The organism is Streptococcus sp. KHUD_018, from assembly GCF_054861215.1.
The window spans coordinates 192442-210371 of record NZ_CM142176.1; the positions used below are offsets into that span (position 1 = coordinate 192442).

A 17930-nucleotide genomic window follows, 5' to 3' on the forward strand; every position below is an offset into this window, starting at 1 on the left:
AATTAGTATCATGAAGAATAGCAGAGAGAAAACCTCTGCTTTTTTTGTGCACTAAAAAGGAGGTGAGGATATGTGGTAGTTGTTGAACCAATCAGAAATAGAGATGATGTTCAGCTTATGATTGAATGGCTGACGTTGCATAGCGCAGTCAAAGAGTCAGATAGACAACGTAACCTCATGCTCTTCTTGTCTGGTGTTAATCTTGGTTTCCGTATCGGTGATATTGTTAAACTGAAAGTAAAGCATGTTAAAGGCTGGCACGTCCAGATTGTCGACGAAAAGACAGACAAGCCAACCAAACGAAAGATGCCAAAGAAATTCAAGAATGCTATGCGACAGTACATCAAAGACAAAAAAGATGAAGACTTCCTCTTTCCAAGTCGGAACGGAAAGCATCAGCACATAAAACCTAACACAGCTTATAAGATTATCAAGAGAGCTGCTGAAGAAGTCGGTCTGGAAAATATAGCGACTCACTCAATGAGAAAGACCTTTGGCTTATTCATGTACGAACAAACCAAGGATGTCGCTCTGATAATGGACCTACTGAACCACTCAAGCCAGAGCATTTCACTACGATATATTGGCAAAAACCAAGATTCACAAGACAGAGCCATGACGAAGTTTCAGGGCTTTTAATTTTTTTATTTTGACATCAATTCATTGTTTTGAGGTTATGATGATTTCATTTCACACACGTCAGACAAACGCTTGATAAATCTGAGTTAAAACTCATGTAGCGAATTCATTAGAATATGTAAAACAAGGAATTGAGAGAGTAAAAATAGCGAGGTTTACAAAAGTATGTTAGGTTTAATACGAGAATTGATTTACAAGATACGAGGTAGAGATAACAGAGAATACATTCTTGACTCTCAAACTAAAGAATCTATTATGCGATTCCAAAAAGCAGCTAAGCAAACCTTAATTAGTTCTGACGATTTTACTAAACTATTTTGGAAATCAAGAGGATAATCTTTTGAAAATAGAAGTTGCAACAAGAGCAGACCGAACAGAGTTTTATAATTCTGGTGAATGGAGAGGACTTCGCAAGCTTGCTCTCGAACGCGATCATTATGAATGTGTTTGGTGTCGAGAAGAAGGTAAGGTTACAACAGAGAACCTAGAGGTTGACCACATCAAGGAGCTAGAGTTCTATCCAGAATTCGCTCTTGACTTAGACAACCTTAGAACGCTATGCAAAGAATGTCACAACAAACGTCACGGTCGCTTCCAATTTCGAAAATCTAAAAAAATGATTGAGAAAAGTTTCAGAACAGATGAATTTTGGGGATAATAACACCCCCCGGTCAAAAAAATCCAGTATTTTTAAGGTTTTGGGAACCGGTGGGAGGGGTTAACTGTCCAAATTTTTAACAAAAAAATAAAGGGGGTGGGGGGTAATGGAAGAATACTCGGAAAAAAATGTAAAAGAATTAGAAAATCAGCTACTTTCTAAAATTGGCTATTTTAGTCCTAGAAAAAAGGATGCAGTTCAGTATGAAAAAGTCAATCGCTATATTTATCTTGTGAGGTTACTTTATGAGCTGAAAGCTCGTCTGCATGAGGACGGACTTGTCGTCACTGTCCATAATGGCCAACAAAGATTCCAAAAAGCGAATTCTCTCATCAAGGAAATCAACACAACAAGCAATCAGCTCTTGGCGATTGAGCGGTCGTTTGATTTTGAGGTGGAAAATTCTCCTGTTGAGAAACCGACATCTGGAAGTGATCTGTTATGATTTCTCATCCGTTGGTTGATGACTATATCAGAATGGCTGAGAGTGGAGAAATCGTCGTCAACGAAGAAAGAAAGTTGCTGTTTAAAATCATCAAAGAGAAAATCTATCCTCGTGATGATCTATATTTTGATAATGACCTGATTGAGAAATTCATTCGGTTTACGGAAAAGAACTTTTTCCCTCTAGCGAAATACCAGCTGTTTTTGACTCCGTTCATTTTTCTTTTTAGGAAAGAGGACGGGGAGCCACACTTTGACGAATATCTATATACTCTTGCTCGTGGAGGTGGTAAGAATGGTTTCATGTCTGCCAGATCCTCATTTTTTATCAGTCCTATCTACCCTATCAGAGATTATGATGTGACTATCACTGCTAACTCTGAGAAACAGGGGAAGGTCTCTTTTGAGGAAGTCTATGAGACTATCCAAAGGCGTGGTCTTGAGGACCATTTTTATCTAACTAAAATGTCTATCACAGGTCGAGCTAACAACTCGGTCTTTTCTTTTCGGACGAATAATCCGAAGACCATGGACTCAGCTCGTGATGGCTGTCTAGAGTTTGATGAGATTCACCAGTTTGAAGATGATAAGGCTGTGAAGGTTCAAAGGTCCGGTCTTGGTAAGATTGCTCATGCTCGGACTTTCTACAACGGTACGAATGGATATGTGCGTGAGGGATTCTATGACAAGTTGATAGAAAAGTCTATGCAAATCTTGAATGGAGAGGTTGATGACTTTAGGTTGTTCCCTTTTATCTGCAAGCTAGACAATGCGGATGAAGTGGACGACATGAAGAACTGGCCAAAGGCAAATCCGATGTTGGATGAAAGCACTCCTTACGCCAAAAGGCTTCTTGCGAGAACTAAGGCTGACTATGATGACCTTGAGCTAGAACCGTCTGGCCGTCAGGAGTTCATGACAAAACGGATGAACCTTCCTGAAGCGGACCTTGAGAAAGATGTAACCTCTCGGGATAAATTAGTAGCTTGTCTACGGTCTCCTGGTATCGACTTGAAAGGTCGCTCATGTGTTGCTGGCTTTGACTATGCAAGTATTCGAGACTTTGCAAGTGTTGGTTTGCTATTTAAGAATGGGGATGAGTTTATCTGGAAGCAACATTCATTTGCTCGCAAAGCATTCTTGAAAGCTTTCAAGCTAAAAGCTCCTATCCAGGAATGGGCAGAAAGAGGTCTGTTTACGATTGTGGACGGTCCTAGTATTGATCCGCGGCTTTTGATTGCGAAGCTGGAAGAATGGAGAAATCTTTATCAGATTGAGCTTGTATGTGCCGATGGTTTCAGAATGGACTTGTTGAAACCTCTTTTGGAAGAGGCTGGCTTTGACTATGAGTTCTTGCGCAATCCTGGGGCAATTCAATCTAAGGTTGCGCCAATCATTGAAGATGGATTTGCAAATGAGCGGTTTGTCTTTGAAGATGATAACTCTATGATCTGGTATACGGATAACACCTACGTCAAAGAGGACAAGGATGGCAATAAGCGTTTCTTGAAGAAAGAGCCTGTCAGAAGAAAGACAGATGGGTTCCACGCTTTGATAGCTGCTCTCTACAAGCGTGAGATAGTGCAAGAGTCGAATGTTGGGGAATTCCTTGACATGCTCGATAGCTGGGATTTTTAATTTAAGCATAAATTTTGGGTGGGTGGTCGGCAGAAATTAAAAGAAAGGAGGAAGTGCATTGGGGTTACTGAATTTATTTAAGCGTGAAGTACCAGAGGTTGGTTTTGAGTTCGAGGATCTTGAGCGGATGTTTGGTAATCTTCAACTGAAAAGCTTAGCGGTTGATAAGTCTGCGGAATTTATCGCTCGGATTTTTGCTAAGTCAGTATTTAAGTATCAAGAAAACGGTAAGGTTAAGCCTTCTGATTGGGACTACTTGCTGAATGTAAGACCGAACAAGAACGAATCTGCGTCAGAGTTTTGGCAAAAGGTCGTATACAGGTTGATTACTAAGAATGAGGTCCTAATCTTTCTTACAACTGATGATCAGTTGCTTGTTGCTGACTCTTATACACGGACTAAATATGCTGTTTATGATGATGTGTTTGAGTTTGTAACTTGTAGAGGTTTCACGTTTGAGAAGCGTTTTCGGATGAGTGAAGTCATTTTCCTACAGTACAACAATAATCGACTGCAAGATTATATTTCTGACTTATTTGCTGATTACGAGAAGTTGCACACTCGTTTGGTCGAGGCCTTGGCTAGGAATAATCAAATCAGAGGAACTCTCAAAACAAAAAACAATGGGAGTTTTAATGAGCAGATGCGTGATAAACTCCAATCATATGCTGATGGTCTTTTTAAATCATTTAGCACCAAGACGATTGCCATTGTTCCAGCTCAAGATGGAATGGAATACACTGAGCATACGAATACAACAGGAACTTCAAATATTTCTGTTGATGAGCTGAAAAAACTTCGTCGGCAATTTGATGATGAGGTCGCTGACGCCTTAGGGATTCCAACTGCTTTAATCCATGGCGACATGGCCAATCTGGAAAATAGCCAAAAAATGTTTAATAGTTATTGCTACCAATCGCTTGTTAAGAAAATGAGTGATGGGCTTAATTTCGCCTTGGTATCAAGACGGGAATACGAGCGCAATAATCTATTTGTAATCATCGGCGAAGGTCAGAGAGATAAGTTTGCACTTGCTGGAAGCATTGATAAGCTTATTTCTTCTGGAGCGATGACTCGAAACGAGGTGCGCTCTGAACTTGGCTTAGAATCTGTCCCTGGTGGCGATAAATTCCTCATCACCAAAAACTATCAACTTGGTGAACAGTTAGAGAAAGGAGGTGAGAAAGAAGATGAAAGTAATTCCGATTAAGGGTACGATTGTATCAAACAATGACAGATGGCTTTACGACTGGCTTGAGTGGGATGCAACCGCTCCGAAAGATGTTGTCCTCCCTGAAAGTGGTGAACCAATTGAGGTTCATATCAATTCGGGCGGTGGAGATGTTTATGCTGGTAGTGAAATCTATACTGCTCTGCGCTCGTATCCAGGTGACGTGACCGTGAAGATTGTCGGCATTGCAGCAAGCGCAGCAAGCGTGATTGCAATGGCAGGAGATACGGTTGAAATCAGTCCGACTGCCCAAATCATGATCCATAATGTTTCAACGCAAGTAAACGGAGACCATAACACTCTGCTTCATGAGGCTGGGGTACTAGAAGGGTTTAACAAGTCTATCGCTAGCGCTTATGTCCATAAGACTGGCAAGGCACTTGATGACCTGCTTAGATTGATGAACAAGACTACCTGGTTTGATGCTGAGTCAGCTTTGAATCATGGATTTGTAGACAAGATTATGTTTACAAATGAAGTTGCTCCGACTCTGGTAGCGAGTGAAACTCCTATGATCCCAAGTGATTTTATCGAAAAAATGAGGTCAGCAATGACACCAGATATCGATAAAATCGCAGAACTGGTAGCTAAAAAGCTAGAAGCTAAACTACCAGATATACAAATCGACAAAGAGGCTTTTGAAAATAGCGAATTTCTACAGAAAAAATTCAATTTTCCAGAAAGTCCAGAAAATAACACAGACAAGGCTGTTCCTAAAGGGTTCGGTCTTTTTATGTTTTAAGAAAGGAAAAAACAGAATGACAATGCAATTATCTAACCAATTTGAAAAACAACGTCAGGCATTTTTGGATGCTGTTGCAAATGGTGCTCCTCAAGAAGAGCAAGCGAAGCTATACAATGACATGATCGAGTCCATGACCAATGAAATGATGGATCAAGCTCGTGCTGCTGCCCGTGAAGAGATTTCGGTCTTGAACCCATACGATGCTAAGCTGACCGCTGAAGCTCGTGAGTTCTTCAACAATATTGAAAAGGCAGCACCTCAAGGGATTGAGAAGTTCATCCCACAAGAAATTATTGACCGTATCTTTGAAGATCTGGTACAATCTCGCCCACTTCTTCAACACATTGGCCTTAAAAATGCTGGTATCCGCTTGAAATTCCTCAAATCAGAGCAAACGGGTCAAGCTGTTTGGGGGAAAATCAATGGAGAAATCCAAGGACAACTCAAACAAAAATTCAACGAAGAAGAAGCAATCCAACACAAATTGACTGCTTTTGTTGTAATTCCAAAAGATGCTGAAAAATTTGGGCCAGCTTGGTTGGCGAAATTCATCTCTGTTCAAATCACAGAAGCCTATGCAGTCGCACTTGAAGCTGGCTACTTGAACGGCGATGGAGACAACAAACCTATCGGTCTTTCTCGTACCCTTACAGGAACTGTTTCAGGTGATCATACAACTCATGATGAAAAAACATCTCAAACTACTAAGTTGACTTTTGCTGACTCAGCTACCGTAGTCAGAGAATTGACAAAAGTATGTAAATACCACTCAACTAAAGCTGATGGCACTACTCCAGTTGCAGTCGAAGGCAATCTTGTAATGGTTGTTAATACAGCCGATGCTTGGGATGTGAAGAAGCAATACACTTCTTTGAATGCTCAAGGGACATACATCACTGCAATGCCATTCAACATTATCTTGGTAGAATCCGTGGCACAGACAGCTGGGAAAGTCACTACATTTGTCAAAGGTCGCTACGATGCTTTTGTCGGCGGTGGCATTTCACTCGGTCGCTATACAGAAACCTATGCTTTGGAAGATTTGAACCTCTACACTGCTAAGCAATTTGCTTACGGTAAGGCTCATGATGAAAAGACTGCAGCAGTCTGGACTCTACAACTTCCTCAAGCATAGTCTAGGTATTAAACCATGGATAAGGAAGAACAACTTCATCCACTCCTTAAATCTTTCAAGGAGCGGATGAGGATTTTTCACAGTGGAGAGGATAATAACCTCTCCCGTATGTTGGAAAGTTCTGAGTCAGCAATCCTCAGTCTGGTCGGTAGTAAGGACTCTACCGAACCACGAGTGAGAGAGCTTATTTTAGAACGTGCTCGATATGTCTACAATGATCAAGTTGAACTTTTCTACGGGAACTTTCAAGGGGATTTGATGGCATTATCACTAGAAAATTACAAATTGGAGGAAAAACATGATTAAGGTTTTAAAAGGCTTTTACGACATCAAAGAAGGGGTATTTCGTCCTGTCGGCCAAGAATTTAAAGCGACAAAAGAGCGTTTCGATGAAATCAACGAAGCGTTGCCTGACTTTGTTGAATGGGAAGACAAACAATCAGAAGTAACAATGTCTGATGTCCTATCAGACTAATCGCCCTAGTTATCGCTACAAAAAGCCAGAGGCTCAAAACGGAGACCTGAGAACCCCCTTGACTTTCTATACTTCTAAAGTCGAGGAGGGGGTTGATGGCCGTGATGTGAGTTACAAGAAGGCTTTTTCTACGATGGGGCAAGTTTACTCCCCTAGTTTCAAAGATATTGAGATTGCGACTGGAAAAGCGATGAAAGCTAAGATGACTTTGAAAATTCGTGACCCTCTGACAGATTATCAGCCTGAAAGTCGGCATTTTGTCGAAGTTGGGGATATACGTCTAGTTGGTAAGAAATGGCAGGTTATTGATGTGCGTCCTGATTATGATAATCGGGATTTTTTGATAGTTATTATCGGAGGTGGTCATGATGTCTAGTGGAGCAGAATTGAGAGGTTTTGACGATGTTTTGAAAAACCTTGAAATGCACCTTGGAGATACAAAGGTTAAGCGTGCAACTAGTCGAGCATTAAAGGCAGTCGCAAATGAGACTCTGGAGGAATTTAAAGGTGCTTTGGAAGTCTTTAAAGACACAGGAGAAACTATTGAAAGTGCAACTGTTGGACGTGTAACTGGGTTAGCTGTAGGTGTCCCTATTGTGAAAATTGGTTTTGGTGAGGGGTCTCGTTGGCGTTTAGTTCACTTGAATGAGTTTGGCTATGCCAAAAAAGCACATCCAAGAGGGTTCGGTGTGATTAGACGTTTTTCAGAGGCAAATGCTCAAAAATATAAATATCGAATAGCCAATCAGTTGAAGATTGAGGGATTTAGATGATTAAGGACAAATTAACTGAACTCTACAACGCTTTGAAAGAGGATGAGTCTTTATCTGGTATTAGTATCAAGTCATTTGAACGTCCCGATACTTTGGGGGATGACGAGACGAGTATTGTCATTATCCCTGTCGGACCTCCAATGCAGACGGCTCACGGTAGCAATACTAGTCTGGCTAAGACTTTTCTCTATCAAATCAATGTAGAGTCTGCCAATCGAGTGGAGTGTAAAAAGCTCCAAGGCAAAATTGAAAAAATAATGGAACATCAGGGATTTTATCAGACTGAAGGTGGTTTGGATCAATGGATCCCTGATATCAAACGCTATGTAGATGCTCGAACCTACAAGGGTAAGAGTGCTCTATATGAAGAATACTAAATTAAAGAAAGAGGTGCTATAAATGGCATTGGTTGGTTTTAAACGTATGACAATTCGTGTGTTGGATGGAAATGCTAATCCGACACTTGGAGAAAACCTTTTTGTAATTGAAGGTCAAACCGGTAAAGGTGCGACTCGTACCGCTAAAATTTCAGGTCTTGCAAGTGATCCAGTAAAAACCTATGGTAGTGATGTCGCTTACCACGTATCAAACCGTGGTGTTGGCGATGTGAAGATGGAACTGACTGCGGTTGATATTCCTTCAACAGTACTCGCTAAAATCCTAGGACATCAAGTCAAAGATGAAATTATTGGTATTGGCGCTGATACAGTTGCTCCATACTGCGCTGTTATGCTTGAGTCTCAGACTGCAAATGGGACTCAGGCACAAGTCGGGTTCTTCAAAGGACAATTCTCAATGGACGCTGAAGAACTTGAAACGCTTAAAGATAAGCAAGAAGAACTTCCAGATGACAGCTTGAGTTTCGCTGCTATTGCAAGTGATGACACTGAAACAAATGGTCTTTACTATGTGAAATACATTGGTAAAGATGATGCTAAGCTCAAAAAATTCAAAGGGCAACTTAAAATGGTTGCTGCAGGGTAGGAAGAGGGCGCAAGCTCTCTTTTTATCTTTTTTCTAGAAAGGAAAGTATATGGCTAAGGTTAAATTTTTAATTAAAAATGAGAAAGGTCAAGATGTTCAAAAGACAAGTAAGGAAATTACTACTAAGGACTATCGTGACTACCTGATTCTCAATGAAGCACTATCTTCTGACTTGTCCGAAGTTGAAAAGCTAGACAAGCAATTGGAATTTATCGCCTCATTGTTTGAAGATTTGGAAGTGGAAGAACTTTTGAAATACACAGACATGGCGGATATTTTTGCGGTATTTGCAGACATCTACTCTCATTTGGTGGGTGATGTTGACCCAAAGGAGAAAAAATAAAGCCGAGTGAGGCACTGAAACGGTTTTATGGTTTTGTCAAACAAGCAACTGAAGGACCATACGGCATGAGTATCCGTGATGTTATGGATACGAGCTGGGAGGACCTGATGGGCGTTCTTGGTGAAACTGAATCTGCTAAAGCTGAGGAAGTCATGGATCTTGCTGATTTTCTAGAAATGATTTAAAAAGGAGGATTTGAATGGCAGGTGGAACGCCGTTAGGTCAAATGTATATCGAGCTAGGGCTGGACGTGTCGAAGTTCAATCCTACTCTAAATGGTGCTAAGAATGCGGTTAAATACTTTCAAAGCAATGTAAAGGCGCTAGACAGCTCCCTTAAAAACAATGGGAAAAACACAGACTTGCTTCAAGCTAAGTACAAGACACTTGGTCAAGCGATTGAAGCGCAAAAAAGTGTTTTGGACCAGATGAAGAAAAGCTTTGACGCTCTCGAACCTGGTACGGCTAAATTTGACAAGGCTGCTGCTGAGATTGAGCGTGAGAATGCTAAATTGGCAGCTATGGAAGGTCAACTTCGTAGCGTGCAACAAGCCTTGATTGCGGTTGGTAAGGAGAATAGCTTTGCGAATCGCATCAATAAATTCGGAGACGGACTTATCAAAAGTGGCGATAAAATCAAGACTTTTGGTGACAACGTTTCGAGCTTGGGAGGTAAGCTGACTACTGGCTTGACTCTTCCTTTGGTTGCTAGTGTTGGTATGGTCACGAAAGCAGCTGTCGACTATGAATCTGCTTTCGCAGGCGTCAAGAAGACAGTAGATGAGACCGCAACCGTATCCTACAAGAACTTATCTGATGGCATTCGTCAGATGGCTAAAGAATTGCCAGCTAGTGCGGTTGAAATTGCAAATGTCGCTGAAGTTGCTGGTCAGTTAGGTATCAAGGCGGAAGATATTCTTACATTCTCCCGTACTATGATTGATATGGGAGAATCAACGAACTTGAGCGCTGAAGAAGCTGCGACAGCCATTGCCAAGATTGCAAATATCCTTGGTCTAACATCGGACGAATATGGACGGTTTGGGGCATCTGTTGTTGACTTGGGCAACAACTTTGCAACAACCGAGCGTGACATCGTTGAGATGACCAACCGTTTGGCGGCTGGTGGTAAGCTAGCTGGACTAACCGCTCCAGATATCCTTGGTCTTGCTACTGCGATGAGTTCGGTTGGTATCGAGGCTGAGGCTGGTGGTACCGCTATGACTCAAACTTTGACGGCTATTGGTAATGCTGTTTCATTGACAGGTAAGGGAGCAGCAGATGACTTGAATCTCATCGCCAAAACTGCTGGAATGACCTCAGAGGAGTTTCAACAGGCTTGGAAAGAGAAACCGGTCGTTGCCTTGCAATCATTTATCAGAGGGCTCAAGGATGCACAAGAAAAAGGCGTGAACATGAACGCTATCTTGGCACAACTTGGGATGACGGGTATTCGACAAAGTAACATGTTGAAATCTTTGGCTCTAGCCTCTGATAAAATGGGCGATGCTGTTGATCGTTCAAACAAGGCCTGGAAAGAGAATACTGCTCTGACCAATGAAGCTAATAAGCGATATGAGACCACAGAATCACAATTGAAGATGTTCAAGAACCAGATAACCGACTTGGCTATTGAATTTGGTGGACCTCTTCTGAAGGCTCTCCGTGAAGGTCTAACTGCTGCAAAACCTTGGATTGACACCTTGGCTAAAATGGCCAAACAGTTCAGCTCCATGTCCGAAGAGCAACAAAGAAACGTTCTTAAGTGGGGTGCATTAACTGTAGGAGCTGGTCCAGCTTTAAGCATCCTAGGGAAAGGTTTTGGAATTATCGGAAATCTTACAAAAGCACTCGGTTGGCTTACTAAGGGAACTGGCAAAGCGGTCGGTGGCATGTCTCTAATGCTAAAGACTTTCCAAGCTTTTAGAACAACCGGGAATCTATCATCTGCCTTTAAATTGGCATCTGGTGGAGCAGTTGCGCTTGGAAATGCGACTGCATCAGCATCAACTTCAACAGGGCTTCTAACAACATCAATGGGGACGCTTGCGAATCCTCTTGGTTTAATAGTCGGAGGTCTCGGCCTTACTACCGCCGCACTTGTTTATCTTGGAAACGAGAAAGACAAGGCTCGCATCAAGACTGAAGAGTTCGGTTCTCAGTTGAGCGATACTGCTCGTGGAGAATTGCGAAGTTTTCAAAAGACTGTTGATGAAACCAGTACGGCTGTCGCAAACTTCGGTACTCATGCTGGAGATGCCGACAAGGTCTCTGGAGCCTTTAAAAAACTTTATGAAGAAATAGCGACTGCTGCCGATAAGACCAACAAACGAATGGAAGAGTTGGGCGCCAAGTGGGGCCTTAGTGAGGACGATATTGCCAAAGCTAAGGAAAGAAATGGTCAGGTCGTCTCTAACACTGAGGCTATGATGAATCAAATTAATGAGATTTATCAACGTCATAACGGAGATGCGAGCAAGTTCTCTCAAGAGGAGAAAGAAATCATCCTGAACAATCAGAATGAGATGATTAAGGCAAAACTCTCAATGATGAGTTTGTCAGCTGATCAGCAGAAGGCTGCTTTACAAGCTTTAAATGGCGATGTCAGAAGTCTGAATGAAACACAATTGAAGCATACTAAAGATGTTTTGAAGCAAGCACTTGATGAGGAGAAGAAACTCTACGAAAATTCAAAAAGCGAGCTGAAAGAGTTGCTAGATGGAAAGGCTATTGACCAGGAGACTTACAACAAGAAACTGCAAACTCTAGAAGCAAACCACACTCAAACGATGGAAGCTCTTGGAAGTAAGTATTATCAAGTCATGCAAAATCTCGATGCAAAGGTGAAAGCTCGAACCGGGCAAAGTTGGAACTATTGGGAAGAAGCCAAGAAAGTTCTGGAAGAGTACGGCCTGTCCTATGAAGAAATCGGGAAGAAAGCTGCTGAAGCTTCTCAAAAGGTAGGTAATTCGCATAGCATCCTTGCTAACTATACTAGTGAAATGAGCAAGGAGGTGAAAGAGGCTAATGATGCCTGGTCATTGTTGGTCGGTAACATTGATAAGAATGGGAATTTCCAAGTTAAATCCAATGTTAAGGAAGTTATCGGAGAGGCTGCCAAATCTGCGGAAGGTTGGGAACAATTGCAGTTTATCGCTAAGACTGCGGATATCAACTCAAACGCTCGTGTGACTATAGCCGAGGCCCTTGTCGAATCTGGTAAATGGAAAGACATGACTCTCGAAGAGAAACAAGTGATTGTCAAGAACCAAGCTGGGCTACAAGCTATCTTTGATAGTGAAACTCATCTTAAAACATGGAATAGCATGCCAGCGGAAGTCAAAGAACTTCTCATGAAGAATACAGACATCATGAACAAGGCGGAGGAAGCCTCAAAGGCTCTGTCTAACTATGAAGCTCTGAAACCAAAACAGAAGGAGTTGCTGGCCAATGATGAAAGTGTCCGAAAAGCAGTAGCTCGGTCAACTGATACTCTGACGACCTGGAATGCGACCACACCGTTTACCAAAGATTTGAAAGCTGATCCTACGAATGTTTTGAATAATGGCCAGTTATCTATCGATAAGATTACAGCATGGAATTTTGCATCTGCTGAGACTAAGTCTCTGGATGCGGTGGATAATACGAGCGTAGCTGTCGGAAGTGCGATTTTGAGTGTAAATTCACCCAAACAAGAAACTCCTATTAATTTGTTTGCCGCTGACCAAACAGGCGGTGTACGAAATGAGACAAGCGGTGCTATCAATGCTATCAAGCAATATGATCCAGTGAATATCCTTGCCAAGAATGGCACTAATGACACTGTCAGCGAGGTCAAAAGTGGTGTTAATGGTATTCAAGATAAAACTGTTACTATCAACGCCCGAGATAATGCATCCGGTGTTCTTTCAGGTATTAAGAGCTGGATTGATAGCGTTACTGGTAATTTCTTTACGAATATCTTTGCGAGCAAGCACGCCCACGGTACCAACTATCACCCTGGGGGACTTGCTATCGTCAATGACCAAAGAAATAGCAACTATAAGGAAATGGTCACTCTGCCAAACGGTCGGAGTTTCATTCCTCAAGGCAGGGATGTCTTGCTTCCTCTTCCGAGAGGTTCTAAAGTCTTGCGAGCTGATAAAACTAGACGTTTGATGCGTGAGATGGGTGTTCCTAAATATGCTTCTGGTATCGGGATCCCGAGTGACGCGAAATTTCTTCGTGAAATGGAACAAGCTCAACGTAATATCACTATTCAAACTACAAGTGTTCAAAATAGGCAAGATACTGATAAAGTCGTGTCTGAGATGAGGATTCTGAGAGCAAGTTTAGAAAAATTGCTTACTGCGATCCTTAACAAGGACACAAATGCTTATCTGGACAGCTCAAAAGTTACGGATATCGTTACTAAAACTCAGAAAGAGCGTGAGAAAATGCTACTAAGAATGAAAGGAGTGATTGAATGAGCGAAGTGACTATGCGTTTTAATAAAACAGATTTACGAGAGCTTATTGAAATTCACGACATCCAACGTGATGTCGGGAACAATCGCTCTATCTCTATCGATCATGCCCCAAGAATTGGCGTGAATATCCAGCAACAAACGATTGATGCAAAATATATCAAGGTGGACTTCTCTATCTGGTCCAAAGACAGAAATACCCTCAAGCACAAGCTTGCGGGTATTTTTAATGTTGATAGTCCTAAAGAGTTGACCTTTTCAGATGAGCCGGACAAGTATTATCTGGCCACGGTAATTGATGATATCTCTATGCAGGAGGCAAGTGGGAGACGTTCAAACGGCTCTATTAAGTTCATCATTCCTGATGGCGTGGCTCATAGTTCAGCCTATAAGCGATTTGATAGCGATAAAAACGCAACTAGCGAAGCAGGGAAAATGGTGTTTGATCTTACAAACAATGGCACAGAGAGTGCATTTCCAATCGTTAAAATCAAACATAATGCTGAGAATGGCTATATCGGTCTAGTTAATCAAAATGGAACCTTAGAAATCGGGAACCGTGAAGAGGCCGATACCGAACCATCGCAAAAATCAGAAATCTTACTTGATTTTAGAGGTGAAAAAATCACAAATGGACTGACTAGCGCAGCAAAGAATCAAGCCATCACAAATGACCGGACAGAGTATATTGTCGGAACAGCCGAAATGATTAATCTTTGGGAACGTCCACACGTTAGATTGAAAGATTTACGAGGTGAAACTAAATTACACAACTACGCTACTAGCTTGACCTGGACAATTCCCAATGATAGCACAGGCAGCACTGGGTCCCTGAATGATTATTTTTGGTGGAGACAAGTTTTTTGGTCCGAAGCTAATAATCAATATGGTTTCATCAAGGTAACAGTATCAGATGAAACAGGTCAATTTTTGTATGGTGTCGAGACCTTTAAACGGTCGCTAGGTTCTGAATGTGAGTTTAATTTTTTAGCCAGCGATGGTCAAGGTGGTTATAGAATTCTAAAGCGATGGAATTTTGATGGAACTACAACAGGAGATATCAACCCCTTTAGTGTAGCAAAAGGGTGGTCAGATTTAAAACGGAATGATGGCAAGGTACAAGTTTTTTATCAAGGATCATACTCTACTTTTATCATTCCAGAGATTGAGGGTAAAAAGTCCGCAAAAATTCACATTACAATTGGAGCGTACAGAGACAATCCAATTGTCTCTCACATGTATCTAGATGAATTGTACTACCGTAAAGATTTTGTCCCAACAACGAATGACATCCCCAATCGTTTTCCCATTGGATCGAATGTTCTAATCAATAGCGAGGATGACACGGTCTATATCGATGGAATAGCAAAAGCAAGCGAGGTTGTAGACGGCTCTCAATGGCTCTCTATCCCTCCAGGTAATTCAAAATTAGAGTTATATTTCTCTAGTTTTATCAAAAAACATCCGACAGTAACAATTGAATTTGAAGAAAGGTGGCTATAATGCTTTTAACGATTCACGATGCAACCTTGCAAAAGGTTGCTTTTGTTGATAATAGTAAGCAGAACACGCTTAATTATTATAACGATACATGGTCAAGAGACATGCCAACAGGAGCTTCAACTTTCGAATTTACAGTCTTTAAGAAAGCAATCCAGTCAGACACAGCTTCATCAAAGGCCTACCAGCATCTAAACGAACGTGCTTGGGTGTCATTCCGACACAATGGGCGCACCTACCTCTTCAATGTGATGTCAGTGGAGGAAAATGAGCAGACAATCAAATGCTATTGTGAGAATCTCAATCTTGAATTGATCAATGAGTTAGTAAATTCTTACAAAGCAACGAGAGCCATGACTTTTGCAGAATATTGCAAAGAGATGGCTCTATTGAACTATGCCCATCTCACTATTGGAATTAATGAGATTTCAGACCAGCAACGCATCCTTGAGTGGACGACGCAAGAAACAAAACTTGCTCGCTTGCTTAATCTTGCGAAACAATTCAATGCTGAGATTGAATTTGACACACAATTAAAAGCAGATAGCACGCTTAAGAAATTTACTGTAAATATATATCACGAACACGACGATACACACCAAGGGGTTGGTCGTATTAGGAATGATGTGGTTTTAAAATATGGTAAAAATATTAGCTCTATCACTCGGAAAGTGGATAAAACGGGTATTTTCAATACAATTCGCCCGACCGGAAAAATGCCGACTGTGGAAGTCGAAGAAAGCGGAGAACGTCATCTATCTAGTCAGAGAGTGAAAAATGCGGATGGTTCGACAACCGAAACGATCATTCGCACAGCATCAGACGGGACAAAGAGTAAGACTATTGTCCACACGAAAGTCACAAAACTGGCTGATAAAACACGCATTACAACGACCACCACAACTCGGTCAGATGGCTCTATTGAACAGACTGTGACGACTAGTAAGAAAGGAGGACCATCTAATACTGAGAAACGAATCATAAAACCTCCTAAGAAAAAAGAGAAGGAAACCGAGCCTGAAAAAGAGGTTCTGACTCTTGAGGGGCTGGATGATTGGTCAATTAAGAACGAGAGAGGAGAGGTTGAGTTTTACCAAAGAGGGCAACAACTGTACGCCCCTCTATCCATGCAACTCTATCCCTCAACTTTTACTTCAGCAACAGCTGAGGACCAGTGGACAAGACGAGACTTCGACTTTGACACAGACGAACCAAACGAGCTGAGACGTCTTGCTTACATGAAATTAAAGCAGCATTGCTACCCAGCGATCACCTATGAAGTAGATGGCTTTGTGGACGTAGAAATCGGGGACACTGTCCAGATTTATGATGATGGTTTTAGTCCAACTTTAATAGTAAAAGCACGAGTTACCGAACAGAAAATCAGCTTTACAAACCCGGCAAGTAATAAAACTACTTTTGCGAATTTTAAGGCTCTAGAGAGTAAGCTATCAGATGGAATTCAGGCTGCCTTTGAGCGACTTTTTGAAGCATCCAAACCCTACACTATCAAACTTGCTACAGATAACGGCGTAGCCTTTAAAAATGGCCAAGGTCAGACGATTGTGACCCCTACCCTCATGAAAGGCAACAAAGTCATCAATAGTGGATGGCGCTGGGTGGTGGATGGTGTAATCAAAGCCACAAGTCCTAGTTACATTGTCCGAGGCTCTGACATCAATCAAAAGATGGTTTTGACGGTCTCGGCATGGATTGATAACAAAGAGGTGGCTTCTGAGCAGCTGACTCTTATCAATACGTCTGACGGAACGGCAGGAAAGACTCAGTACTTGCATAGAGCTTGGGCCAACTCAGAGGACGGACGTGATGGTTTCAGCACCTCATCAAGTGCTAACAGGCGCTATTTTGGTACTTACACTGATTTTGATGAGGCGGACAGTCAGGATCCTACAAGATACAACTGGACGGCTCTTTTCGATAATGTAAAAGGCGGAAATCGTAACTATTTCAAAAATGGCCGGGCTCAGCAAATCAACACAGGAAATAATGAAACGTATGACATGCGGACTTTCATTTTTGACGATTTTTGGAAAAACCAAGACAGGCTAAAACCAAATTATGTGCGTGTAGCATTTGAAATTAGCTTATCTCCAGCTCTAGCAAAAGATACACAGGTCAATGTGCATTTTTCGGCTACTCCTTGGTATAAAAATCAAATTGTCCTCAAAGCTGGAGTCACTACCCCTCAAAGTTTTGAATTTACTATTGACCTCTCAAATGCCTCGGAGGCTTACAAAACAGATAATATTTTCATCCGTTTTGGTACAGCTCATGGATTTCCTGCTAACCAGACAGTTACGCTTGAGAATGCCATGCTAGCCGTGGGAACTAATTTTCTTGGTTATGTGAAAGCTATTGAGGATGTAGAGACTGACATCAACTCCAAGGCTGACCAAGGCCTGACTCAGGAACAGTTGAATGCTTTGAACGAGAAAGCTGGGCTTATCCAGGCTGAACTTGAGGCCAAGGCTAGCGCTGATACGCTTGACAACTGGATAAAGGCTTATAAGGACTTTGTCCAGTCTAACGAGACAGCAAGGGCGCAAGCTGAGAAAGATTTGATTTCAGCTAGTCAGCGTGTTTCTAACATTGCTAAAGATTTGGGAGAACTCTCTGACCGCTGGAATTTCATTGATACTTACATGAGTTCATCAAATGAGGGTCTTGTCATCGGTAAGAATGACGGTAGCTCTAGCATGCTGTTTAGTCCAAATGGACGAATTTCAATGTATAGCTCTGGTGTAGAGGTTATGTATATTTCTCAAGGGGTCATCCATATTGAGAATGGTATTTTTTCTAAGACCATTCAAATTGGACGGTATCGTGAGGAGCAATATCATATCAATCCTGATATGAACGTCATTCGTTATGTAGGATAGA

At 41.7% G+C, this 17930-nt stretch carries 17 protein-coding genes; all 17 read left to right on the plus strand.

The window, feature by feature from the left end; genetic code table 11:
- Positions 1-72: 72 nt before the first annotated feature.
- Positions 73-639: a tyrosine-type recombinase/integrase gene (locus ACVBD2_RS01130; RefSeq protein ID WP_000261915.1), complete on the plus strand. Its 567-nt coding sequence runs from the start codon at positions 73-75 to the stop codon at positions 637-639.
- Between the two features lie 340 nt (positions 640-979).
- Positions 980-1297, plus strand: a complete 318-nt coding sequence (locus tag ACVBD2_RS01135; RefSeq protein ID WP_461685884.1) for an HNH endonuclease — start codon at positions 980-982, stop codon at positions 1295-1297.
- Between the two features lie 106 nt (positions 1298-1403).
- A complete protein-coding gene (locus ACVBD2_RS01140; protein ID WP_036756761.1) occupies positions 1404-1742 on the plus strand; it encodes a hypothetical protein in 339 nt (112 codons plus the stop codon).
- On the plus strand, positions 1739-3379 hold the full coding sequence (locus tag ACVBD2_RS01145) for a terminase TerL endonuclease subunit (RefSeq protein WP_461685885.1): 1641 nt from the start codon (positions 1739-1741) through the stop codon (positions 3377-3379). The genes ACVBD2_RS01140 and ACVBD2_RS01145 overlap by 4 nt, the downstream gene beginning before the upstream one ends.
- A gap of 58 nt (positions 3380-3437) precedes the next feature.
- A complete protein-coding gene (locus ACVBD2_RS01150) occupies positions 3438-4589 on the plus strand; it encodes a phage portal protein (protein WP_461685886.1) in 1152 nt (383 codons plus the stop codon).
- The gene (locus ACVBD2_RS01155) at positions 4570-5352 is read left to right on the plus strand and encodes a head maturation protease, ClpP-related (RefSeq protein WP_461685887.1); all 783 of its coding nucleotides are present in this window, start codon (positions 4570-4572) and stop codon (positions 5350-5352) included. The genes ACVBD2_RS01150 and ACVBD2_RS01155 overlap by 20 nt, the downstream gene beginning before the upstream one ends.
- Before the next feature lie 16 nt (positions 5353-5368).
- A complete protein-coding gene (locus ACVBD2_RS01160) occupies positions 5369-6490 on the plus strand; it encodes a phage major capsid protein (RefSeq protein ID WP_461685888.1) in 1122 nt (373 codons plus the stop codon).
- Between the two features lie 15 nt (positions 6491-6505).
- Positions 6506-6796 (plus strand): phage gp6-like head-tail connector protein, encoded by a 291-nt coding sequence (locus tag ACVBD2_RS01165; protein ID WP_461685889.1) that lies wholly within the window; start codon positions 6506-6508, stop codon positions 6794-6796.
- Positions 6789-6965, plus strand: a complete 177-nt coding sequence (locus tag ACVBD2_RS01170; protein ID WP_461685890.1) for a hypothetical protein — start codon at positions 6789-6791, stop codon at positions 6963-6965. Before ACVBD2_RS01165 ends, ACVBD2_RS01170 begins: the two co-directional genes overlap by 8 nt.
- Positions 6949-7341 carry a phage head-tail adapter protein gene (locus ACVBD2_RS01175; RefSeq protein ID WP_461685891.1) on the plus strand — a complete coding sequence of 131 codons (393 nt, stop codon included), beginning with the start codon at positions 6949-6951 and terminating at the stop codon, positions 7339-7341. The genes ACVBD2_RS01170 and ACVBD2_RS01175 overlap by 17 nt, the downstream gene beginning before the upstream one ends.
- Positions 7331-7738: a hypothetical protein gene (locus tag ACVBD2_RS01180; RefSeq protein ID WP_461685892.1), complete on the plus strand. Its 408-nt coding sequence runs from the start codon at positions 7331-7333 to the stop codon at positions 7736-7738. Before ACVBD2_RS01175 ends, ACVBD2_RS01180 begins: the two co-directional genes overlap by 11 nt.
- Complete coding sequence (locus ACVBD2_RS01185; protein ID WP_461685893.1) at positions 7735-8115, plus strand: hypothetical protein; 381 nt, start codon at positions 7735-7737, stop codon at positions 8113-8115. The genes ACVBD2_RS01180 and ACVBD2_RS01185 overlap by 4 nt, the downstream gene beginning before the upstream one ends.
- A 22-nt stretch (positions 8116-8137) precedes the next feature.
- The gene (locus ACVBD2_RS01190; protein ID WP_036756735.1) at positions 8138-8722 is read left to right on the plus strand and encodes a major tail protein; all 585 of its coding nucleotides are present in this window, start codon (positions 8138-8140) and stop codon (positions 8720-8722) included.
- A gap of 49 nt (positions 8723-8771) precedes the next feature.
- Entirely contained in the window at positions 8772-9065 is a 294-nt protein-coding gene (gene gpG / locus ACVBD2_RS01195; RefSeq protein ID WP_033585798.1) for a phage tail assembly chaperone G, read from the plus strand.
- 199 nt (positions 9066-9264) lie between these two features.
- Entirely contained in the window at positions 9265-13533 is a 4269-nt protein-coding gene (locus ACVBD2_RS01200) for a phage tail tape measure protein (protein WP_461685894.1), read from the plus strand.
- Positions 13530-15032 carry a distal tail protein Dit gene (locus ACVBD2_RS01205; RefSeq protein ID WP_461685895.1) on the plus strand — a complete coding sequence of 501 codons (1503 nt, stop codon included), beginning with the start codon at positions 13530-13532 and terminating at the stop codon, positions 15030-15032. The genes ACVBD2_RS01200 and ACVBD2_RS01205 overlap by 4 nt, the downstream gene beginning before the upstream one ends.
- On the plus strand, positions 15032-17929 hold the full coding sequence (locus tag ACVBD2_RS01210) for a phage tail protein (RefSeq protein ID WP_461685896.1): 2898 nt from the start codon (positions 15032-15034) through the stop codon (positions 17927-17929). Before ACVBD2_RS01205 ends, ACVBD2_RS01210 begins: the two co-directional genes overlap by 1 nt.
- The last annotated feature ends 1 nt before the right edge of the window (position 17930 follow it).